We start from the raw sequence: 20,661 nt of genomic DNA, 5'->3' as shown, positions 1-20,661 counted from the left end.
AAACCGTGGATTTTGTTTTATGAAAAATTTAGAAAAAATAACTTAGCGCGTCCTGCTTTTTACATCCTTGCTTGCATCTTCGATATCGCGGACTTTCTTCACTTTTTTGTTGCCGAAATTATAGACAATTGTAGCTCCAAAATTCTGGCGGTAGCTATCATTCAGGATATAATTGAAGTTTCCGTTGGCCTGATGGTCATTTACTTCAACGACGTTCGTACGGAACACATCATTTACATTTACGCTGAAAGTCCAGTCATTCCAGATTTTCTTAAGGTTCAGGTCCAGACTCATCATATTTTTGAGTAAGCCAAGCTCGATTTGCTGTTTGTCAACATAGAAATAATTGACACCCAGGAACCAGGTTTTCTTTTTGTCGAGCCTGATGGTATTGTTTGACTGAATGAACAGGCTGGTGGATTCGGTTTCGTTCGTATAGGTCACAAAATCACCATTGGCGTTGAGGAAACGGTCGCCGGTAGTAGGATCTACGCTTAGCGATCCACGGTTGATATTGTGCTGCATACCGATGCTAAAATTCACCGAAACCGCCTGTTTAAAAAAGGATTTGTTCACTCCAAGTGCAGCGGACATCTCCTGCTGGTCGCCAAAATTGGTGCGGATGTATCTGAGCTCGTTCACCGCTCCCACCGTACCATCGGGGCTAACCGGATAACCCTGAAGCGGAACCTGTGTGATGACATCTTTAAGGTAAGAATGATTCAGAACTACGAAATAAGAATTTTTGTACATATACGTCAACTCCTGATTATAGGTTGCAGAAGCCTTCACGAAAGGGTTGTTCTGCGTATAGTTGTATTCGGTTAACAGGTTTTTCACAGGATTCAGTTCCCAAAAACTTGGTCTGCGCATACGGCTTGAAAACGCGTAGGAAAGATTCTGGTTATCATTTATGGCATAATTAAGACTTAAATAGGGCAGGAAATTGCTGTACTCGCGCTCTATCCTGCGCAGCGCCGGATCCTTACTGTTATCCGAAGTTCCGAGGCTGCCTGTAATTTCATATCTAGCGCCCGCTTTCCCCGAAAATTTATCGGAAAACTTTTTTTCAAGTGTCAGATAAAAGCCATAAATGGTTTCATCATAGATAAAATGATTGGGTGTGGCGGTAGGATCTTTATCAATTAACTGACCCGTGCCGTCGTATATGAAATCTGTGGTAATACTCAGTATGTCGTTGTCTGTATTGGTCTTGTTGAAATTCGCGCCAACAGAAGCACTGAAATCATTTTCAAATTTCCGATTATAATCTGCGGTTGCTGCAAAACTGTTGATGATCTGCGGTTGACTTTGCAAAACATTCTTCGTTGCATGCACGTCTGTACCGTCAGCATTGGCGAGAATAGTGTTATTGTCTCCGTGCTGGAAGCGCTTGTAATTGAGGTAAGCTGCATTCAGGTTCAGTTTACTGCCTAGCGAATCGGTTTTCAGTTCATAATTCAGATTCACATTGTTATTGTACGATCTCGCATCTTCGCGGTTGCGGGAATTTGTGTATTCCGTGGACAAAAGATTGCCCGCATTGTCAAACGTTTTCAATGTGTTGAAGAGATTAATCGTGGCGCCATAGCTCTTGTTTGCCCAAGTATTCCAGCTCAGTGCGATATTGCTGTTATCATTCAGCTGATAATCTATGTTCAGATAACCGCCGAGATTCTGGTTGGGATCGTCTATGAAACCTACGCTGCGGTTCGTAGCAAGGCTGTTACCGTTCTGAAGATCGAAATATTGAGGTTGGATGTTCGCCGAACCGCTGAGGTTTGCGCTGATCCCAAGCTTGTCTTTGCGGTAGTTTCCGGAGAAAGATGATGAATTATTCGTGTACTTGTTCGCAGTACTGCTCATGCGCATGTTTCCGTTGAAGCCGTCAGTTGATTTTTTCTTCAAAATGATATTGATAATTCCGTCTGAAGACTCTACCTGATACTCGCTGCCCGGCATTGTGATCACTTCGATTTTCTGGATATTTTCCGCCGGTGTATTTTTAAGGAACTGCACGAGCGAAGCGGCATCCATATTAGATTTCCGGCCGTTGATATAGATTACCGCATTGTTTTTCCCGGCAATTTTCAATGTGCTTTCGTCACTGGAAGAAACCATCGGGGTCTGTTTTAGGATATCAAAAGTGGAACTTCCTTTCGCCAGCGGTGCATTTGAAATGTCATACACAAAACGGTCACTTTCTTTTTTAAATACTTTTTTGCTGATCAGCACTTCCTGTACGCTGTGGATTTTAAGACTGTCGTTTTTTACGCTTTGCTGTGCCGAGACTGCCGAAAAAGTAATCAATGCCAATGTTACGGTGAATTTTTTCATGATGTTTAAGTTTTAATAAAAGCAGGATTTCAATATTTGAAAAGTGATTTGGTGAACGGGTTTTGAGACCCTGCGTTATGTATTGTTATTAGTTTAGGATTGCATTGCAAAGATATATCAATTATTTAGTATCATGCAATGCAAAGTAGTAAAATAAAAGCAAAAATATATTTAAAGTATTGGTTATCAGCAGCATAAATTTTTATGTAAATATTGGAACTATGGAATAGACTATTGAAAGATGCATTTCATTACATCCAAAAACAAAAAAAAGTGACCGAAGCCACTTCAAAATATTTATTAAATAATCGGTTACTCCCGATCGAACCGGGCGAGTTTTTTGTCGATCCACATAGTGGCAAACGGAAAGAATGCCGCAATCAGCGCGAAAATGAAATCTTCATCATCCCACCTGAAAATTTTCTTGGCCGGCCACACCATCAGCAAGTAAAGTGTGAAAAAAAGCCCGTGGATATTCCCCATGATGATGATGTATATGGTAGGCGCGAGGCCTTCCCTGTCATATCTGATCCATATCATTGCGGAGAAAAGCAAAAGCCACGAAATTGCTTCCGCTACACAAATTTTCTTAAACCAGCGGTTGATTTGCTCATCGTCGTACTTGGTGAAAAAATTATCTAAAATCTTCATCTCAATCAATTAAAATTAACGGTAAAAAGCACTTCCGTCAAGATATTCGAAAACCTCCGGCGGAAGCATTGGGCGCACATTTTTGCCTGCTTTTATCATATTCCGGATTTCAGTCGCGGAGATTTCAATTACCGGAGCACTCACCAATGAAATATTTGGATGTTGCAGGAATTCCGAAGCTGGTTTTTGATCCTCGAACAGCCGCGGATAGACGATGATCTGATGACTTTCTATCAGTTTTTCCGAATTTTTCCATTTGTGCAAACCGCTCAGATTATCTTCTCCCATGATCAGCGCAAAAGAAATATCGGGATATTTTTCTTTCAGGTACGTGAGTGTATCAATAGTGTAGCTGGGCGTGGGAAGCGAAAACTCTACGTTGGAGGCGCGCATCTTCGGGTAATTTTGGATCGCAAGCTGCACCATATCCAATCTGTTGTGATCACTCAGCAGCGACTTTTTTTCTTTAAATGGATTCTGCGGGCTCACCACGAACCAAAGTTCGTGCATATCAGAATTTTCGAGAATATAATTGGCCAAAATCAGGTGCCCGATATGGATAGGATTGAAACTGCCGAAAAAAAGTCCAACTTTCTTCATAAAACGCGGGAAATCATCATTAGCAGACGCTTTTTGTCCGCGATAAAGATAGTGATTAAAGGCGGAAATATGGACACAACCATGCAATTGCCGTTTAAAGTTAACATTAAACAAAATATTCTTGCGTATATTGAGTTCAGAATTCCAAAGTCTTTACTATTGAAATATTTTGCCGCGCTTATAGCCCTGTTTTGTTGCGTTTCGCTCTGGTCGCAGCAGAAAGAGTATTGGCTTACCGATGTTGCGAACGGACAGCGGAAAGTGGTGAAAGATTCTGCCACTGCGGCGAAATTCCTGGATTCGCTTTCACAGAACAACTTTTATCTGACCGAACTGAAAAGTGTAAATGAATCGGAGAACAGCATCGAGATTTTCTACGATAAAGGAAAAAACTTCAATGGAGGTCTTATAAAATTAGAAGATGAAGTTGCTTTAAATTTAAAACTACCGCGCGAACTGTACTCGCAAAACATCGACTCATTAAAAAAGGCCGTCAGCGAAAACTACCGTTTACGCGGTTTTGCATTCAACAGGGTGAAGACGAAATTCCTGGGTCTGAAAAATGGTGAGCCGCAACTTGAATTAAGCGTTGCTGAAGGCGAACGCCGAAAGCTGGACGCCATTGTGGTACGCGGATATGAGAAGGTACCGAAACGGTTTATTAAAAACATCGAGCGCGATTTCAAAGGTCAGGTCTACGATGACAAAAATCTTTCAAAACTGAACCAAACACTCCAAAACCATCCTTTTGTAGCCCTCGAAAAACCACCACAAACGCTCTTCACACGCGATTCCACACAGATTTACCTGTTTGTGCAGAAAAAAAAATCGAATACATTCGACGGCATCGTGGGATTCGGGAATGATAAAAACGAAAAATTCAGCTTTAACGGTAGTCTGAATGTAAACTTCCGGAATATGTTTAACAGTTTCGAGACGGTAAACATATTCTGGCAGCGAAACCCAGACCGCGGACAGACCTTCGACCTTAAAACGGATATACCCTACGTGGCCGGTTCTAACATCGGAATGGCACTGAATGTGAATGTTTTCAGACAGGATTCTACTTTTGCCACCTTTAAATTCTTACCCGGAATTTACCTGAATCTTGGCATTCGGCAGAAAATAGGTCTTCGCGGAACCTTTGAAACCTCTGCTGTAACCGATTCGCTGTTCGTAGGCGGGCGTGATTTTAATAAAAAAGGTGTCGGAGTTTGGTATGATTACATGGAGCCAACGGAGATTCCGCTGTTTCAGTACAAATCGAGACTCAGAGCCGAGGTCGACCTCATCAGTACACGATATGCAAATGATCCACAAAGCATTCAGCAAAACAATTTCTTCTTTTCCGCTGAACGGAATCTTGCTATAAAAGGAAACCATTATTTGAATTTGCGAGCCGAAACAGCCCTGATGAATTCGGAAGAAGAACCAGCTGTAAACGAACTGCTCCGCTTTGGCGGCTGGGATTCGCTTCGTGGCTTCAATGAAGACACACTGCTCGCAGATTTCTATTATTTCGGCACTGCCGAATACCGTTATCTGGTTGGAGAACAGGCTTTTTTCGATATTTTCGGGCAATATGGCGGACTGAACAACAGTTCCCTCGCTGAAAAACCTAAACTCTACAGTTTTGGTTTGGGTTTTAATTTCTTTCTGCCAATCGGTTTGATGAGTTTTCAGATCTCAAACGGAAACCAGTTTGGAAATCCGATCAGATTTGGTGATACTAAAATCCACTGGGGTGTAATCAGCAGGTTCTGATCAGGTGATTTCACGCAATTTTCGCACTACTTAAAGGAATATTTACAACGTATTACCTAAAACACCTAACTTTGTTTTTAAAGATATATAACAATGTATATATCAACGATTTACGACCGTCACAAGTATCTACTTGCAGTGAGGTGAACGGCCTTAACGTTCGCGCACCAAGATCCACGATCTGAAACTAATAACCACAAAAACTGAAAAAAATGCCAGATCCTGTAAAATCTGCAACACTATTGTTGCAGGATTTAGACTTGGCTGCTGCGAAGCAAAACCAGCCTGAACATCTTGAGTTTCTGCTCGAAACCATCGAAAAATCAAATCTTTCCCCGACTAACTTCCAGGAAATACGGGCGTCCAAGCTACCGTTCAGCACGAACCGACTGCGCGACTTCCTAACGGTCCCGAACCCTACTCGCGCGGCGTCAACTCCCAAACCGGAGTTCGAAATTGAAAAACTACCCGAAAATTCCATGCGTTTCGGTGCACACCAAATCTTCGATGCCAACCAAGTCTTTACCGTTCCCGATAAAATTCTCGGTCCCTTCCCCACGCTGGACGGTCCACCTATTTTGTACAATCTTTATAAACTCATAGATGACTTTAAAGTTTTTTTCCCGGGCGAGGCACGAGCCGCATTCATAATTCCGGTTAAAATTCCGCGTTTGCTGGCTGCTAACCCGCGAGCAAGTACATTAACATTGGTTGCAGGAAATGTGTGGATCCGTGCAGACTTGCTGGATCCTGCCGCGCCGGTCACAACTTATGTCGGCTTACGGATACTTTCGGGGACGCTGGGCTTAGGAGGATCTCATATTTTAGACAATAATAGCATCCAGGTACCACGTGCCTCGATATTTGATGCTGATTTTATGCTGGACAATTCCTATTCACCGCCGGAGGAATCCGTGGGAATAGACGGAAAAAACTCCACGTTTCTGCCTACAGACAGGTTGCATTTAAAAACAAACTTCGCAAGACTGTTAGTGCTGGAAACCCGAAATTTCACGGTAAAAACATTGGATTGGGAATGTGGATTCACCTCAACAGACCACTCGCTGGCCTGGGACCCTGTTCAAAAATATTTAGGTCTTACGCTTACGCCAAACCAGGAAAAATTTACTGTTCGGAAATCAAATTCAGTATTGTACTCACTCTCCGGACAAGCACGTATTGAAACTGCAACATGGCTTTTGCCGACGCGCGTTCTCCAGAATAACCAATCCATTGAACTGAAGTTCAACGGCTTACTTTCAATAGGCTTAAAGAAAGGACTCACCGCAACATGGGACGGTGTTCGGAACCAAAATTCAGAGGCACAACTGAACAACTGCACTTTGATGGTTTTGAATGGACTGATTTATTTATCCTCTGAAAATACTGATTTTGCTTACCTGCGCGACCATCTCACGTTATGGCAAAAATCTGCGGAGAACAAAGACCGGATGACACTTGATGTCCGGCTGATGAATTATAAAACTTTGAATATTGCCTCACAGAGCGATACGGGAGATGTTGTAAGCAGCTTTGCAGATACCGAATTTTTTATAGACAAACCACTTCACGCCGATAATACGCCGGTTCATCCGGTCTCAAAAAAAAGTCTGTACAGCAAAATTCAGAGTAAAAACGCCAAAAACATTCTGATCATCGACAGTGATATGCTCACGGAAAATCTTCAGAATACAACTGTCAATACAAACCAGGCCAATAATAAACTTGAAAAATATCAGTTTGCCCTGCAGAATGCATATTTCACCACAACTAAAGAAAGCGGGCTGTATCTGACTGGCAAATACACGGATGAAAACGAAATCTACGAAGCTACTTTGCTTCTCAATTTTTACATCCTGTCGCTACTTCCCACGCTGCCACACCCTTACACAACCAATCTGAAAAACGACCGCCAAGGTCGGGATCAGATTGTAGGTTCTCTGCAGGCCATCACCAATTGGAATACCATCGACAGGACTGCATTGGCAGAAGTTACGTTTAAAATGAACTATACATTTGCGGAGCCTACCAACACTGCCTTTTCGGCAACCGCTGAACGTTCGTTTATCCGTGGAGTTCCGGCAATACAGAACAACTTCATGCTGTTTGACGTAAGTACACAGGCTGACCATTGGGGTGTTGCGCTCTCACTTCAAAACCGTGAGGAGATGCGTAAACTTTACCGTGATGATGTAACGGTGACGGGCGAAAATGTAGTTACTGTCAACCGAAATTATCTGCAGGCTCCGATGGGTTTTCTGCAGGGACTCACCTTACCGAATGTGAGTTGGGAACCTGTAAACAATATCACGCCAAGACCAGCACCAATTAATCCGGGTGATCCGCCAGTTCCGGATCCGGATCTCGGCATATTAAACCAAACCCCGAATACTTTACCCACCGTTTTCAGCCAAACAGATAATCACTGGGTGCGGATTCATCCGGCGGATTATATGCGTCAGTTCAAAGCCAATCTCAACGGTTCGGGCATGATGAACCAACAGCTGGTCGGAAAAGTGCTGTTTACTCTACCGAATGCCAAATATTCTTTTGCTACGCTGTATCCTTATAAAAATGAACCGATGCACAGCAACGGTCATCTTGAATTTATTCAGCCCGATTTTAAGTTCCAAAACCAAAAACTTCGTGGTGGAATACAGTTTAGGATCGCTGCATATAAAGATCCCAATCCTGAAGCGCCGCCGCGTATGGAAGGCCTTACGAAACAGCTTGAGGCAATCACCAATCAGCCGGGAATCAGCATACTGGGAAAAACCGTTACCGAAATTTTCAACAGCGTTTTTACCCCACAGAAGCCGCGCGGAGTTCCGCTCACCCATTTCGATTTTTCCGGCTATGGCGCGAGTACCTTCAGCAACTGGAAAAATCCTGCAGTAAAGTTCGCGTCAATCTCACAGGCCAAATTTGACGTCATGAAAGGGCGTACGGCACACGAAATAGTGCAGGCCGTGAGCGTCATCTACCCCTGGGGAATCTGCGTAACGCGTACGGTCACCTTCCGGCGCAACAATAATGCAGTGATCTTCCGTGAAGACAGTGGCTGGTTAGCACAAAGCGAAGGCCTCTTCGATTTCAGTTTTACGTGGCCGACCGCGACAGAAACTTTAGCATTTAATAATCCATACGACATCTATCCGGGAATTGTGGAAGGATTGTATAAAGTGAAAAACATCCGGGAAGATTATACGGACGTCATCAGCGGACAATACACGACGCTGGGCAACGAATATTTTCTGGATGAAAGTGTGCCGATTGTGTTAGCTTCTGCACCAGGCCGCAAGGTTGATTATGAATTTGTGGCCGTTTATTTTGACTGTGACGTAGACTTGCAGCCATTAGACGAAAATATTACAGGAACCCAGTTCAAAGGTTATCTGCAGATCAAACCACAGGGAGTTCCGGTTCCGGCGCGTATACTTAAAGCTATTTTAAATAAAAGCCAAAACCCCGTAAGTGGCACAGTTGACTCTATTTTATCTGTAGAAAAGACCCTGCAAAAGTTTAAAACAACGGCGGTGGAAATGTCCGCATCCTACCAAAACGATAATACTTCCCAGCCTGCCTTCGTGGCATCGGTAAAAGGATCGCCGGTTCTGCCGGCAGACGGAAGCTGGAGTGTGGTGGATGTTGATAAAAATTCGGGTTCGGTACAAAATCTGGCGCCCGGAACCTCCGTTGGTTTGATAAAAGACGGCCTTCGGCCGAAAAACAGCGGCGCACCGTTCAGCCTGAATACCACAAAAACACTTTTAGCATATCCTGATTCATTAAAAAATACGGCTGCAACATTTAGTAAAACCTACGGCTTTCTTCAAAATACCGATACACAGAAATTGCTGCTGAATTCCATTGAGTATACAAAAGGTGAAATCGAAAAATACACTTCAGACCCGGCATTGCTAGCTGATTGTTTCCGGCTGATGAATTCAAAAGGACCGTTTCCGAACCTTGCCGATGCTATTAAAATCGATAATCTGGCCAAAACCACAATGACACTTTTGCCGGATGGCGTGCAAAAAGTTTTCAAGTATACCGTCCCGACGAATTTCGGTTTTGATATCGTTGGCGAGCCAGGTGACGCTTTCAGGATTTATATTAAATATACCGCAATTGACGAAGAGGGGGCTAACACCAATGAATCTATAATCGATTATGTAACAGATTCCAAATCCATCGAAAAATGGGCTAACCAGATGCATAACATCACGATTGCAGTTGATCTGGCAGGTTTTGCACCGCTGATGTACATTTCCGGAAACTTCAGCAACGCGAAAAAGAAAAATGCCGGAATGGCCATTGGAAGCGGACCTCAGCTTAAACTTGACAAAACCCTGCAGAAGATTTACGACATTCTGGAATTCCTGAATAATCTTGATCCTACGCAGCCGTCCGAAGCCGTGAAAAAAGCATTGAAAATCGCGATGAGTAATTCCGCGGACAGCTGGGAATATAAATTTAAAGCCGACAAAGAGATTCCACTGGTGAAATTTCCTTTTGATCCCATCAATTACAACTCCCCGACAACACCACTGAAAATGGACGCGTACTTCAAAGTAGGTGTCTATTTTAACCAGCCAATTAAAATTCCAAAAACTATCGACCAAATAAAGCCCTCGGTAGGTGCGTATCTGGAGCTTGGCGCAGATATACGCGTGATGTGTGTAAGTGTGGCGGCCGCAACTATCTACGCGATTGGACGTGCAGAAGTAGGCCTGGCGGCAGACCTATCGTCACCTCCGGCTCTCTATTTTAAATTTGGCTTCGGTGTAGAACTGGCTGTAGGTCTTCCGGTGATTGGTTCAGTAGCCGTCACTTTTATCGTGGGAATAGACATGAAGATTTCGGGCGATATTGTGGTAGGTGCATTCATCTATTTCCGTGGTCGTGCAGAGATTTTAGGTGGCATCGTAACAATCACTATTTCAATTGAAGCTGCGGGCGAGGTTCAGAAAAAAATCGGTGGCGGACCTACAAACTGTATCGCAAGGTGCACCTTCGCGCTTGATATTTCCATTGCGTTTGTGGTGAACATCAGCTTCACTGAAACCTGGGAAGAAACACGTCAGATCAGCTAACTGCAGTTTTTATTAAAATCAATTACCATGGAACCAATTTATAGCATTCTCACTTTTCCGCAACATTTCAGTGAAGGCCGGCTTCATTTCAACATTGTAGTACTTCCGAGAAATATCAACCTTCGGAACCCTTTGCCCTCCGGGGCACCGGCTTTTGTTGACGCAACTTTTCAGTTCGACACCCAAATAATAAATCAGCTTGACGGGCTGCCCTTATTTTCCACCGTCACGCATACGGAAACGCCACAGATAGCCATTCTTCCGGTTAATAAAAAAGCGGTGATAGATGAAGTGATTGCCCAGATGGAAGCTAATGACGGGCTGCAAATAAGTGAAAACCAAGCATTAAATAAAGATTCAGGGGCACGCGCGCAGGCGCAGAAATATGCGACAAAGAATGTAGCAATCAAAAAATACCTGCCCCAAACCTACCGCAATTCGTTCAATTTTACGAGTTCGCGAACAAAATTTGCCGTAACAGACGATTCTTATGAATGTATAATTAAAAACAAAGATAGACACCTAACCGACGAACTGACGGACCGCCGGTACATCTCGTGGGGAAAATTAGTTGGGTTTATCCTCCGAAATTCAGTTCTAGCCGAAAAAGCCGGGCTTATATACAAAGCCAGCATCCCGGTTTCCGGTGATGTCTTCAAAAAAGGCGGATGGCTTTTCACCAGATTTGGTTCAGGCTCTGAATTTGGAACAACGCATTGCGCGATTTACGCTGCGCGGCTACCCGCGTTGAAAAACGACCGTACGCTTTTTGCGCCAGTTCTTTTTCCGGTTACGGAAATTGCGGCCAATAATGCAACCTATGATGCGGTGATGCAGGAGGCGATTTTGTACAATGACGGTTTTGCTAAAATCGTGCATGCCAACCAACCTGTAAACCAGGATTTGCTGCAGGAATCAGATACCACTAATCCGCCGCTTAAAGATATAGGTCTGCAATTAGGTTGGGATGATGAGCAGCTGACCATCTGGGGGAACCGGCAACTGCGGCAGAAAGATGAACTTACAGATTTGCCGATAGATGCGCCGCTCGGCGTTTTCGGATATAAAGTCGATATAAGGAAACTTGGAGATTCCACCTGGTTTTCGCAAAACCGAGTGATGGCATCTCAGGATATCAAAATGCAGAATGGCGAAGTGCTTTTTGCACAGAACAGGCCTTTTGAACTTCCCACCGAAGTGCATCCGTCCTCGCACGGCAACACAATGGAAGAAGGATTTTGGCTGCCTATGTATTTTGCCGCCTGGAATGGTAAGTGCATGGTGATTCCGGACCGGGAGGCACAGGAAATTCACCTTTTGGAAAAGCCGCGTGTTGCGGTTTCTGGCCTAGCCAGCACAAACGCGGTAAACCTTCAGCCTAAAAAAAATTTCCATCCATTCCATCAGGATCCCAAGCAAACCGTAGCGCTTCGCTATGGACATGATTATGAAGTTCGGATACGCCTCATGGACATTTCCGGAGGTTCACCAAAGCTTAAAAGCGAGCCGCTGAATGGGGGTCAAAAATCTGTTGCACAAGCACATTTCCGCAGAAATATCAAAGCTGGCGCGGTGAAAATATCGAACATCAATGAATTTTTACGAATGCAGACATCGTCCCTGGTAAGGGATACCAGTGTCCTGGAAAATATTTTGGACGAAGACAACATACTCAGGATAAAAAGACCAGACCTCAGCTATCCGAGTGTGGCGTATACAGGAAAATATGAAGATGCAGGTGAGCTTCTTAAAAATAAGATCAATGGAATTTCGGTGCCGGCAGACCCAGCAGACCGTTCTCAGCAGACAATTGGTCTGCCAGATCCTGACGTAAACAGTTTTAAAGTTTTAGTGGAAGTGAAATCATTGGAAATGGACAACGTGCTTTCGGAAAACGGCCGTGAAGCTTATATTTTGTGGCAGGAAAAAACATTTACGCTACCAAAAGATCTTGCCGCGGAAAACTATGATTTAGCAGCGAGTATCAAAATCGTTTACCAGGATTTCCACCAACTTGATTTACTTAACAACTATACAGGCGACGAAGATGCAGATGAACTGTTACTGCCGACATCACGGCACTTAAGGCTAACTTTCATTCCGATCGTAGATTTTGCGGATGACGATTATGCAGCCAAATTCGTGACATCCGGAACACCGCTATCTCTGAACGCGTATAAAGCAGCTGAGGAAGAGCCGGAACTGCTTTCACCCATCAAAGGCGGCCTGCGGGCATTTTACCTGCAGCCTGAAAGCAAACCTGAAGTTTCAGAACATAACAAGCTAAAACTTGCCTCCACCAAAACCATGGTGAATGTCACCGCACCCGAATTAAAAAGATTAGCGGAAGCATTGGATTTAAGTTCACATAACTTAACACTTCAGGGCGAGCCCGGCCAGCGCGTGCAGTTTGGGGTGAATAATGAAATCCGGCATTCTTTGGCACCCGAAAGTGGCTCTGTAACTCTATCTTCTGTAAATGAACTCTTTAACCGATGGATCATTGCTGTAGATTTCAGCGTACTGCGCGACTGGTCATGGCAGGGATTCGAACCCGACAGCATCACAGTAATGCGAAAAGTGCATGCCGCGGATACTGAATTAATGGAAATCGGCAGCGTACAGCTAAAAGATACGGCAAACATGCAGATGCTGCAGGATGCTGATAGAACCACTACCCGCGTGATGTTTTTAGATTCAATAGATCCTAAAAAATATCAAAAGAATTTTCCGCGTGAACTTTTTGCCGAATACAGCCTTAAGCTCAACTTTAAAAATGAAGAAACAGTGACAGATGAATTTGAGACTTTAAACATTCAACTGCCTGTAACGGTAATTCCGCATCAGGTACCAAAACTGGTTTCTGCCGGCGTGGCGCTTACACCTTACCAATATGACCGGGAAAACTACCGGTATTCGGACGAAAGGCAAAAATACCTTTGGCTTGAATTTGATAAAGCTCCGGAAAATCCACGCACTACTTACTACGCACGAATACTTGCCTATTCACCCGATCCGTATCTGTGCCGCGTAGACAGGGAACTTATCTCAAATATTTCCGAAGATCAACGGTTCAACATTAATGATGAAAAGATCCGTGAAATAATTCCGGGAATGACTAATGATTTTGCCGGAATAGGCGTGATGCAGGAACTGATTCCGGAGGAAGAAGAGAACGCCACCCGTTATTTGCTGCCACTGCCACCCGGTCTACACTCCGCCAGCGACGAGCTTTTCGGTTTCTTTACATATGAAATCCGCGTTGGTCACCGGAAAGAAGTTTGGGCCACCGCACAGGGACGCTATGGCAGACCGCTGAAGGTGAACGGAGTTCAGCATCCCGCACCTGAACTGGCTTGCCACGCCGTGCGAAGTGAAATAAAAACGCCAATTGGCAAAAACAAATACGTGGAACTTTCCGCGCCACACGCAAGCGCAGTCTTGAATGGAGAAAATATCACCGCATTTCCACCAAACACTTCACTGTGGTATTCCCTTTATACACAGGTGATGCAGGCAGATGGTGAATCTTTTCGAAATATTTTAATTGATTCCGGTCCGATGCCTTACCGCCCTAAAAAATCTAAAATAAATGACGGTGGATACATAAAGGAAAACGGAAACCGAATGGGCACAGCGAAATTATCTGTACGCGAAATCGGTGACAAGCTTGAAGCACTTGGTTTGCCGCGCAGCAACAGTATAAGCGCAATAGCGGTGGAAATTTTCCCGATGGATAACAAATGGCAACTCGACAAAGGCGCAAAACGCGGGTCAGAGGCCACATACATCGAAGAATATCTGGCCACACGAAGTACATTAAATCCGTTAACTGACCTACTTGGCCAACACCGGATTTACCGCTCAAGCAAGTTGACGGGCATCACGGAAGTGTGCTGTGAGGATTGCTGAGCTTTAAATCAAACTTTTGAACACATTTAAATATTAAGCCAACTTGCATCCGGCATTTTTCCACAAAAAAAACTGCGAACACTGCCCGCAGTTTTTTTTTATTTTAAATGTTTATTGCTCTTGACGCTGCTGTGCATCGAGCACTGCGATTGTAGCCAGATTCACAATCTCATCGACGCTCGCGCGCATCTGCAGAACATGGACAGGATGCTGAAGTCCCATCAGAATTGGGCCTACTACCTGTGCAACCTTCATCCCGCGAATGATTTTATACGAGAGATTCGCACTTTCAAGATTTGGAAACACGAAAACGTTCGCCGGCGTAGTACCGAGTTTCGAGAACGGATAATCTGAAAGGTGATCCGCATCCATCGCGAAATCAGGCTGAATTTCTCCGTCCACGATCATATTTGGATATTTCTCGTGGAGAATAGAAACGGCTTTTGCCACCTTTTTGCTGGTATCGGAAATCGCTGCGAAGTTTTCAAACGAAAGCATCGCAATGCGCGGTTCGATAGCAAAACTTTTCACGACAGTTTCAGCCATTTTTGCAATATTTACAAGATCTTCCGCTGTAGGATTCTGAATGATCGACGCATCAGCGAAGAAAATTGGCTTCTTTTCGGTGAGAATCATCATCATCGACGAAACTTTATCTACACCTTTTATTTTACCGATGGTCTCCAGAAGAGGTCTTAATGTCGATGAATAATTTTTCGAAAAACCAACAATCAGCGCATCTGTATCACCATTTCTCAACATCATTGGCCCGAAATAATCTCGCTGACGTACAAATTTTTTCGCTTTGTACTCATTCATTCCTTTGCGCTGACGCAGTTTCCACAAGTCATCGCGGTAAATTTTGCGCTTTTCTTCCTGCTCATCGCTGGCAGGATCTACAATTGGAACATTAAGCTCAATGCCGAATTTCTGCATCTGCTCCTGAATATATTTCTTATCGCCTAAGAGAATTGGCTGTGCAATACCTTCTTCATAGAGGATCTGCGCCGCTTTCAATACATTATATTCTTCTGCGTTGCCGAGCGTAACCCTTTTAGGATTGGCTTTCGCACGGTTTTGCATCATTCGGATCAGTTTCTCATCACGGCCCATCCTGTCGAGCAAAGCGGTTTCGTAATCGTCAAAATTTTCGATTGGTTTGCCGGCTATACCGCTTTCCATCGCAGCTTTAGCAACGGCCATTGAAACTTTAGTAATGAGTCTGTTATCAAACGGTTTTGGAATAAAATATTCACGACCGAAATTCAAACTCTTCAGATTATACGTTAAAATTACCGCTTCCGGTACAGGTTCTTTGGCCAATTCAGCAATGGCATACACAGCAGCCAGCTTCATCGCTTCATTAATTCCTGTTGCCTGCACATCCAGCGCACCACGGAAGATGTAAGGGAATCCAAGTACGTTGTTCACCTGGTTAGGATAATCGCTTCGGCCTGTCGCCATGATGGTATCCGGACGTGTGGCCATTGCGAGGTCGTATTCTATCTCCGGATCCGGATTGGCCAACCCGAATACCACCGGATTGTCCGCCATAGACAAGAGCATCTCCGGCGTGAGTACATTACCTTTGCTGAGTCCGATAAAAACATCCGCGTCACGCGTAGCTTCTTCAAGGGTTTTCAAATCGGTTTCGCGAACAAAATCTAATTTTTCCGGCGTAAGATTTTCTCTGGTGTGGCTGATGACACCTTTGGAATCACACATCAGCACATTTTCCTTTTTAAGGCCAAGTTCCAGATACAGTTTCGTACAGGCGATGGCAGCCGCACCGGCACCATTGACCACCATTTTCACGTCACCGATATCTTTGCCGGCAATTTCCAGTGCGTTGATGAGCGCTGCTGCAGAAATGATCGCGGTTCCGTGCTGATCATCATGCATCAAGGGAATAGTAAGCTCTTCTTTCAGGCGTTGCTCAATGTAGAACGCTTCGGGCGCTTTGATATCTTCAAGGTTGATTCCACCAAAAGTTGGCGCGATTCCTTTTACGATCTCAATGAATTTGTCAGGATCTTTTTCATCGATTTCAATATCAAAAACGTTGATATCGGCAAAGATTTTAAATAAAAGTCCTTTACCTTCCATCACAGGCTTTGATGCTTCGGCACCGATGTCGCCTAAACCTAAAACAGCTGTTCCGTTCGAAATTACCGCTACAAGATTGCCTTTTCCTGTATATTCGTAAGCAAGCTTTGGGTCTTTTTCTATCTCGAGGCACGGAATCGCCACACCTGGAGAGTACGCAAGCGAAAGATCACGCTGTGAAGTATGCGGTTTCGAGGGTATGACCTCAATTTTTCCTTTGGGTTGCTGACGATGATAATCAAGCGCTGCCTGATTGAACGCTTTTTCGTCGCGGTTGTTTTGATTTGACATAATTAAATAAAAAAAAACCGGCACATAAAATTGCCGAAGGCGCTTGGGCCTGATTAAATTTGAACTGAGATCTCTTAAAGATTCAGCATGTACTTTTTATGGTAATTCACAAGGCTTTCAATGGGTTTCTGCACTACATTCCCTATTTTAAGATTGAGTTCTGCGGCGGCTGAGCGCAGAATATCTTCATAAATGAAGGCAATATACCCAATGAAGTTCACCTCTACTTCCCTCGCTTCCGGATATGGGAGAACCTGATAATCAAGGAAATTCTTCATTTCATCAAACACCATATTCTGAAAATACGGGTGCTTCCTGCGGTTGGCAATAAACTGGTTAAATTCACCCAGATATGCATTCGCTCTCGGGTTGTGATACATTTTTTGGATGGCCTCCTCTATCGTCAGATTATACGTCTGTTTAAAATCCTCTTCCAGGTCCTTAGGCAGTTTTTTCATAAAGAAACGGCGAAGCAACTGTTTTCCGAGCGCGCTCCCGCTGCCTTCGTCACCAATAAGAAAACCGAGTGAAGGCAGATCAACCCGGATTCTTTCACCATCAAAAAAACACGAGTTCGAGCCGGTGCCTAATATACAAACTATAGCGGGTGATCCGTTGTAGGCGGCATACGCTGCAGCCGTCATATCTTCCCGAACTGAAACCTCTGCATTCGGAAAAATTTCAGAAAACTCTTTATACACTTTTTTGCAGTTGTGCGAAGTTCCGCAGCCTGAACCGTAGAAAAACACTTTTTCGATATGATTTTTCAGAAAAAACAGATCCTGATTGCGGTTGATTTCCTGTGGAATAAAATCCGGATTTATAATGTTCGGATTAAAGCCCAGCGTGGTGGTCCGAAGGCTAAGTTTGCCTGAATTTTCAAGAATAACCCAGTCACATTTTGTAGAGCCGCCGTCTATAATGGCAATCATATATCAGTGAGGTTTAGTGCGCTAAAATACCAATTATATCGCGAAAAACCCGCAGGTTTCCGCCATTTTTGTCCGTTGTGGCGTCCTAAAAAACTTCAGTGCCAAAAAAAAGCAATTCAAAGTTACGAATTGCTTTTGAGTAAGGTTCTGAAGAGATTTTACTCCACATTTACAACTTCCTGGATCTCAGGAGCATGTTGTTTTATGGTATTCTCTACGCCAAGTTTCATGGTAGAGAAACTCATCGGGCAGCCATTGCAGTTTCCCTGCAGTTTTACATAAACTATGCTGTCCCGCACATCTACAAGCTCTATATCGCCACCGTCCTTGTTCAGGAAAGGCCGAATTTTTTCGAGGGCGTACATCACATTATTTACAGTTTGTTCGTGCATAGAGACTCTATTTTTGCTGCGCAAAATGTTGCTTTGCGCATTTTTTAATTATTTCTTCGGAGAGCAGCCAGCCATGGTAGTGATTTTCACCGCTTCTGTCGCCGGCAGGTTTTTATTCCTTTCCACAAGACTTTCTATCATATTCTGCGCAACCTTTTTGTACACATCACCGATAAGTGTCCCTTCCTGCAATGATGCCGGACGACCTACATCGCTGGCTTCACGGATACTCTGTACGATTGGAATTTCACCCAAAACCGGGATGCCGAGGTCCTCAGCAAGATACTGCGCGCCCTGTTTGCCAAAAATATAATATTTGTTTTCCGGAAGTTCTTCAGGGGTAAAATAAGACATATTTTCGATGAGTCCAAGCACCGGAATGTTGATGCTTTCCATCTGGAACATCGCAATACCTTTACGTACATCGGCTAAAGCAATATGCTGAGGTGTACTCACAATCACGGCGCCGGTAACCGGAACTTCCTGAATGATGGAAAGGTGAATGTCACCCGTCCCCGGAGGAAGGTCGATCAACAGAAAATCAAGTTCGCCCCAAGCCGCATCACGAATCATTTGATTCAATGCTTTGCTCGCCATAGGACCACGCCAAACCACCGCTTGGTTCGCACCGGAAAAATAGCCAATCGACAGCATTTTCACGCCATAATTTTCGATTGGTTTCATCAGATTCTTCCCGTCGATCTCTACAGAAAGAGGTTTTGCACCTTCTGTATCAAACATAGTTGGGACAGACGGACCGTAAATATCGGCATCTAAAATTCCTACTTTAAAGCCCATTTTGGCTAATGTAACCGCGAGATTTGCAGCTACCGTAGACTTACCCACGCCACCTTTGCCGGACGCAACTGCGATAATATTCTGGATTCCCGGAATCTGCTTGCCTTTGATCTGGCTTTGTTGAATTTCCGACGGTTCCGGTGAAGCTATTTTAAGCTTTAAGACAACATCTTCACCGAACTGGGAAGAAAAAGCCTGTTTCATTGCGGCTTCAAGTTTCTTTTTTTCATGCATGGCCGGTGAATGCGCGGTCATATCAATATACACATCTTTGCCCATTACCTGGAAATTGTGCACTAAATCATCAACTTCAATTTCTTTTAGAAAGGCCTGAACTTTATCTTTGGTCAACATAATATTTGCTCTGATTGAAAGGCAAATTTACGTAATTTAATCTGTAATTTAGAATGAATAAAAAGTAAGTTAAACCTGACATCAATCAGGAAGGTGACGTATTCCGGGACTTTCGCAGGCCACGGTTTAAGCCAGCAGTAATGAAGAATGCAAGGAAGGAAGGCAAAACCCAGCCAAGTTCATGCTCAGACAGTGGCAACCAGGTGTTCAAAACATCAATCTGCTCACTGAACAGACCGAAATGTTTGAATACCGCTAGCGACGCCACGACGCCCGCTGTTGCAATTGCTGCGATATAAGGTGATTTCGAAAAAATTATTTTGCCAAAGAATAAAAGTGTCAGTATAAGCGCGAATGTGATCGGATAGACAAAACTTAAGATCACCACCGCATATTCGATGATTTCATCAACGCTTTTCACCGAAAAATAGCCCGAAACGATGCATGTAAGTATTACAGCAACACGGTAACTGATTTTCCCCTTCGTCAACTTATCGATAAAACTGCCCATCGCGGCCGTGAGTGCAATCGCTGTTGTGAGGCAAGCGAGTGCCACCGCCATAGAAATTACGACTGTACCATTAGTTCCCATCACCGCTCTCGAAATAGAGAGCAGCAGATCCACGCGTGAAATCTCCTGTGACACCGAAATCCCTGAATGTGCACCAAGATAAATCAGGCCGCCGTAGATGAAAAGCAGGGCCATCATAGAAATAAGACCGGCGAAAACTGTTATTTTAAACCGCTCATTAGCGTTGGTAAAACCTTTATCAATGGCGGCGGAAATGATGATGCCCGCGAAAATGACAGATGCCAGAACATCTAAAGTTTGATAGCCTTGATGGAATGCGTAAACATAAGACTCCTGCGCGCTCAGATCCGTTTCGAGGGCAATTGCGGTTGGATTTAAAAGTCCTAAAACCACCAGTACCCCCAGACTGATGATCAGAAAAGGCGTAAGGAAATTGCCGATGATATCTACGATCTTTGACGGTGAAACCGACAAAAAGAACACAACCGAAAAAAATAAAACCGAAAAGACAACCGGATTAAAACCCGTGAAAGCAGGCTGGATGCCGATTTCAAATGTCGCAGCGGCAGTACGCGGTATCGCCACAAAAGGTCCGATACAGAGCATAATCAGCAGCGCGAGCACGGTTACAATTGTAGGGTTCACTTTTTTGCCAAGATCGGTAAAAGAAGTTCCGAACAGCACTACGGTGAGCACACCTAAAAATGGTGCGATGATACCTGTAGTGAAGAAACCCGAAACGGCAGCAAACCATTCATCTCCGGATTGCAGGCCTATAAAGGGCGGCAATACAAGATTGCCCGCGCCAAAGAACATTGCAAACAGCGCGAAACCCAATGTTACCGCTGTACCCAGTTTGTTTTTCAAGGCTGACTTATTAAATTTTAAACCTAAAT

The 20,661-nt window shown here is 44.1% G+C and carries 11 protein-coding genes; 3 read left to right on the top strand and 8 right to left on the bottom strand.

Going from position 1 to position 20,661, the window contains the following annotated elements; genetic code table 11:
- Positions 1 to 42: 42 nt before the first annotated feature.
- From H9628_RS04160 to nadD, 3 genes are all read right to left on the bottom strand, one after another.
- On the bottom strand, positions 43 to 2,337 hold the full coding sequence (locus H9628_RS04160; RefSeq protein WP_251832855.1) for a TonB-dependent receptor domain-containing protein: 2,295 nt from the start codon (positions 2,335 to 2,337) through the stop codon (positions 43 to 45).
- Positions 2,338 to 2,649: 312 nt separating this feature from the next.
- On the bottom strand, positions 2,650 to 2,988 hold the full coding sequence (locus H9628_RS04155; protein WP_251832854.1) for a DUF3817 domain-containing protein: 339 nt from the start codon (positions 2,986 to 2,988) through the stop codon (positions 2,650 to 2,652).
- 15 nt (positions 2,989 to 3,003) lie between these two features.
- The gene (nadD, locus tag H9628_RS04150) at positions 3,004 to 3,588 is read right to left on the bottom strand and encodes a nicotinate (nicotinamide) nucleotide adenylyltransferase (RefSeq protein WP_251832853.1); all 585 of its coding nucleotides are present in this window, start codon (positions 3,586 to 3,588) and stop codon (positions 3,004 to 3,006) included.
- 69 nt (positions 3,589 to 3,657) lie between these two features.
- On the opposite strand from nadD, the gene H9628_RS04145 reads away from it, so the two are divergent.
- The 3 genes from H9628_RS04145 to H9628_RS04135 all read left to right on the top strand — a co-directional run bounded on the left by H9628_RS04145 (position 3,658) and on the right by H9628_RS04135 (position 14,360).
- Positions 3,658 to 5,352 carry a BamA/TamA family outer membrane protein gene (locus H9628_RS04145; RefSeq protein ID WP_251832852.1) on the top strand — a complete coding sequence of 565 codons (1,695 nt, stop codon included), beginning with the start codon at positions 3,658 to 3,660 and terminating at the stop codon, positions 5,350 to 5,352.
- Between the two features lie 212 nt (positions 5,353 to 5,564).
- Positions 5,565 to 10,448 (top strand): hypothetical protein, encoded by a 4,884-nt coding sequence (locus H9628_RS04140; RefSeq protein WP_251832851.1) that lies wholly within the window; start codon positions 5,565 to 5,567, stop codon positions 10,446 to 10,448.
- 27 nt (positions 10,449 to 10,475) lie between these two features.
- Positions 10,476 to 14,360, top strand: coding sequence for a hypothetical protein (locus H9628_RS04135; protein ID WP_251832850.1), 3,885 nt, complete (start codon positions 10,476 to 10,478; stop codon positions 14,358 to 14,360).
- Positions 14,361 to 14,471: 111 nt separating this feature from the next.
- Here the strand turns inward: H9628_RS04135 and H9628_RS04130 are convergent, their stop codons facing one another.
- The 5 genes from H9628_RS04130 to brnQ all read right to left on the bottom strand — a co-directional run bounded on the left by H9628_RS04130 (position 14,472) and on the right by brnQ (position 20,632).
- Positions 14,472 to 16,757, bottom strand: a complete 2,286-nt coding sequence (locus H9628_RS04130; RefSeq protein ID WP_251832849.1) for an NADP-dependent malic enzyme — start codon at positions 16,755 to 16,757, stop codon at positions 14,472 to 14,474.
- A 74-nt stretch (positions 16,758 to 16,831) separates the two neighbouring features.
- Positions 16,832 to 17,689: a BadF/BadG/BcrA/BcrD ATPase family protein gene (locus H9628_RS04125; RefSeq protein ID WP_251832848.1), complete on the bottom strand. Its 858-nt coding sequence runs from the start codon at positions 17,687 to 17,689 to the stop codon at positions 16,832 to 16,834.
- Positions 17,690 to 17,847: 158 nt separating this feature from the next.
- Entirely contained in the window at positions 17,848 to 18,081 is a 234-nt protein-coding gene (locus tag H9628_RS04120) for a NifU family protein (protein ID WP_251832847.1), read from the bottom strand.
- A gap of 48 nt (positions 18,082 to 18,129) precedes the next feature.
- Positions 18,130 to 19,233 carry an Mrp/NBP35 family ATP-binding protein gene (locus tag H9628_RS04115; protein ID WP_251832846.1) on the bottom strand — a complete coding sequence of 368 codons (1,104 nt, stop codon included), beginning with the start codon at positions 19,231 to 19,233 and terminating at the stop codon, positions 18,130 to 18,132.
- 85 nt (positions 19,234 to 19,318) lie between these two features.
- Positions 19,319 to 20,632, bottom strand: coding sequence for a branched-chain amino acid transport system II carrier protein (gene brnQ / locus H9628_RS04110; protein WP_262891780.1), 1,314 nt, complete (start codon positions 20,630 to 20,632; stop codon positions 19,319 to 19,321).
- Positions 20,633 to 20,661 lie beyond the last annotated feature (29 nt).

It is taken from the genome of Kaistella pullorum (genome assembly GCF_014837035.1).
GTDB lineage: Bacteria > Bacteroidota > Bacteroidia > Flavobacteriales > Weeksellaceae > Kaistella > Kaistella rhinocerotis.
Note: the sequence above shows the minus strand (reverse complement) of the source record. Positions and strands in the feature narration are given on the sequence as shown.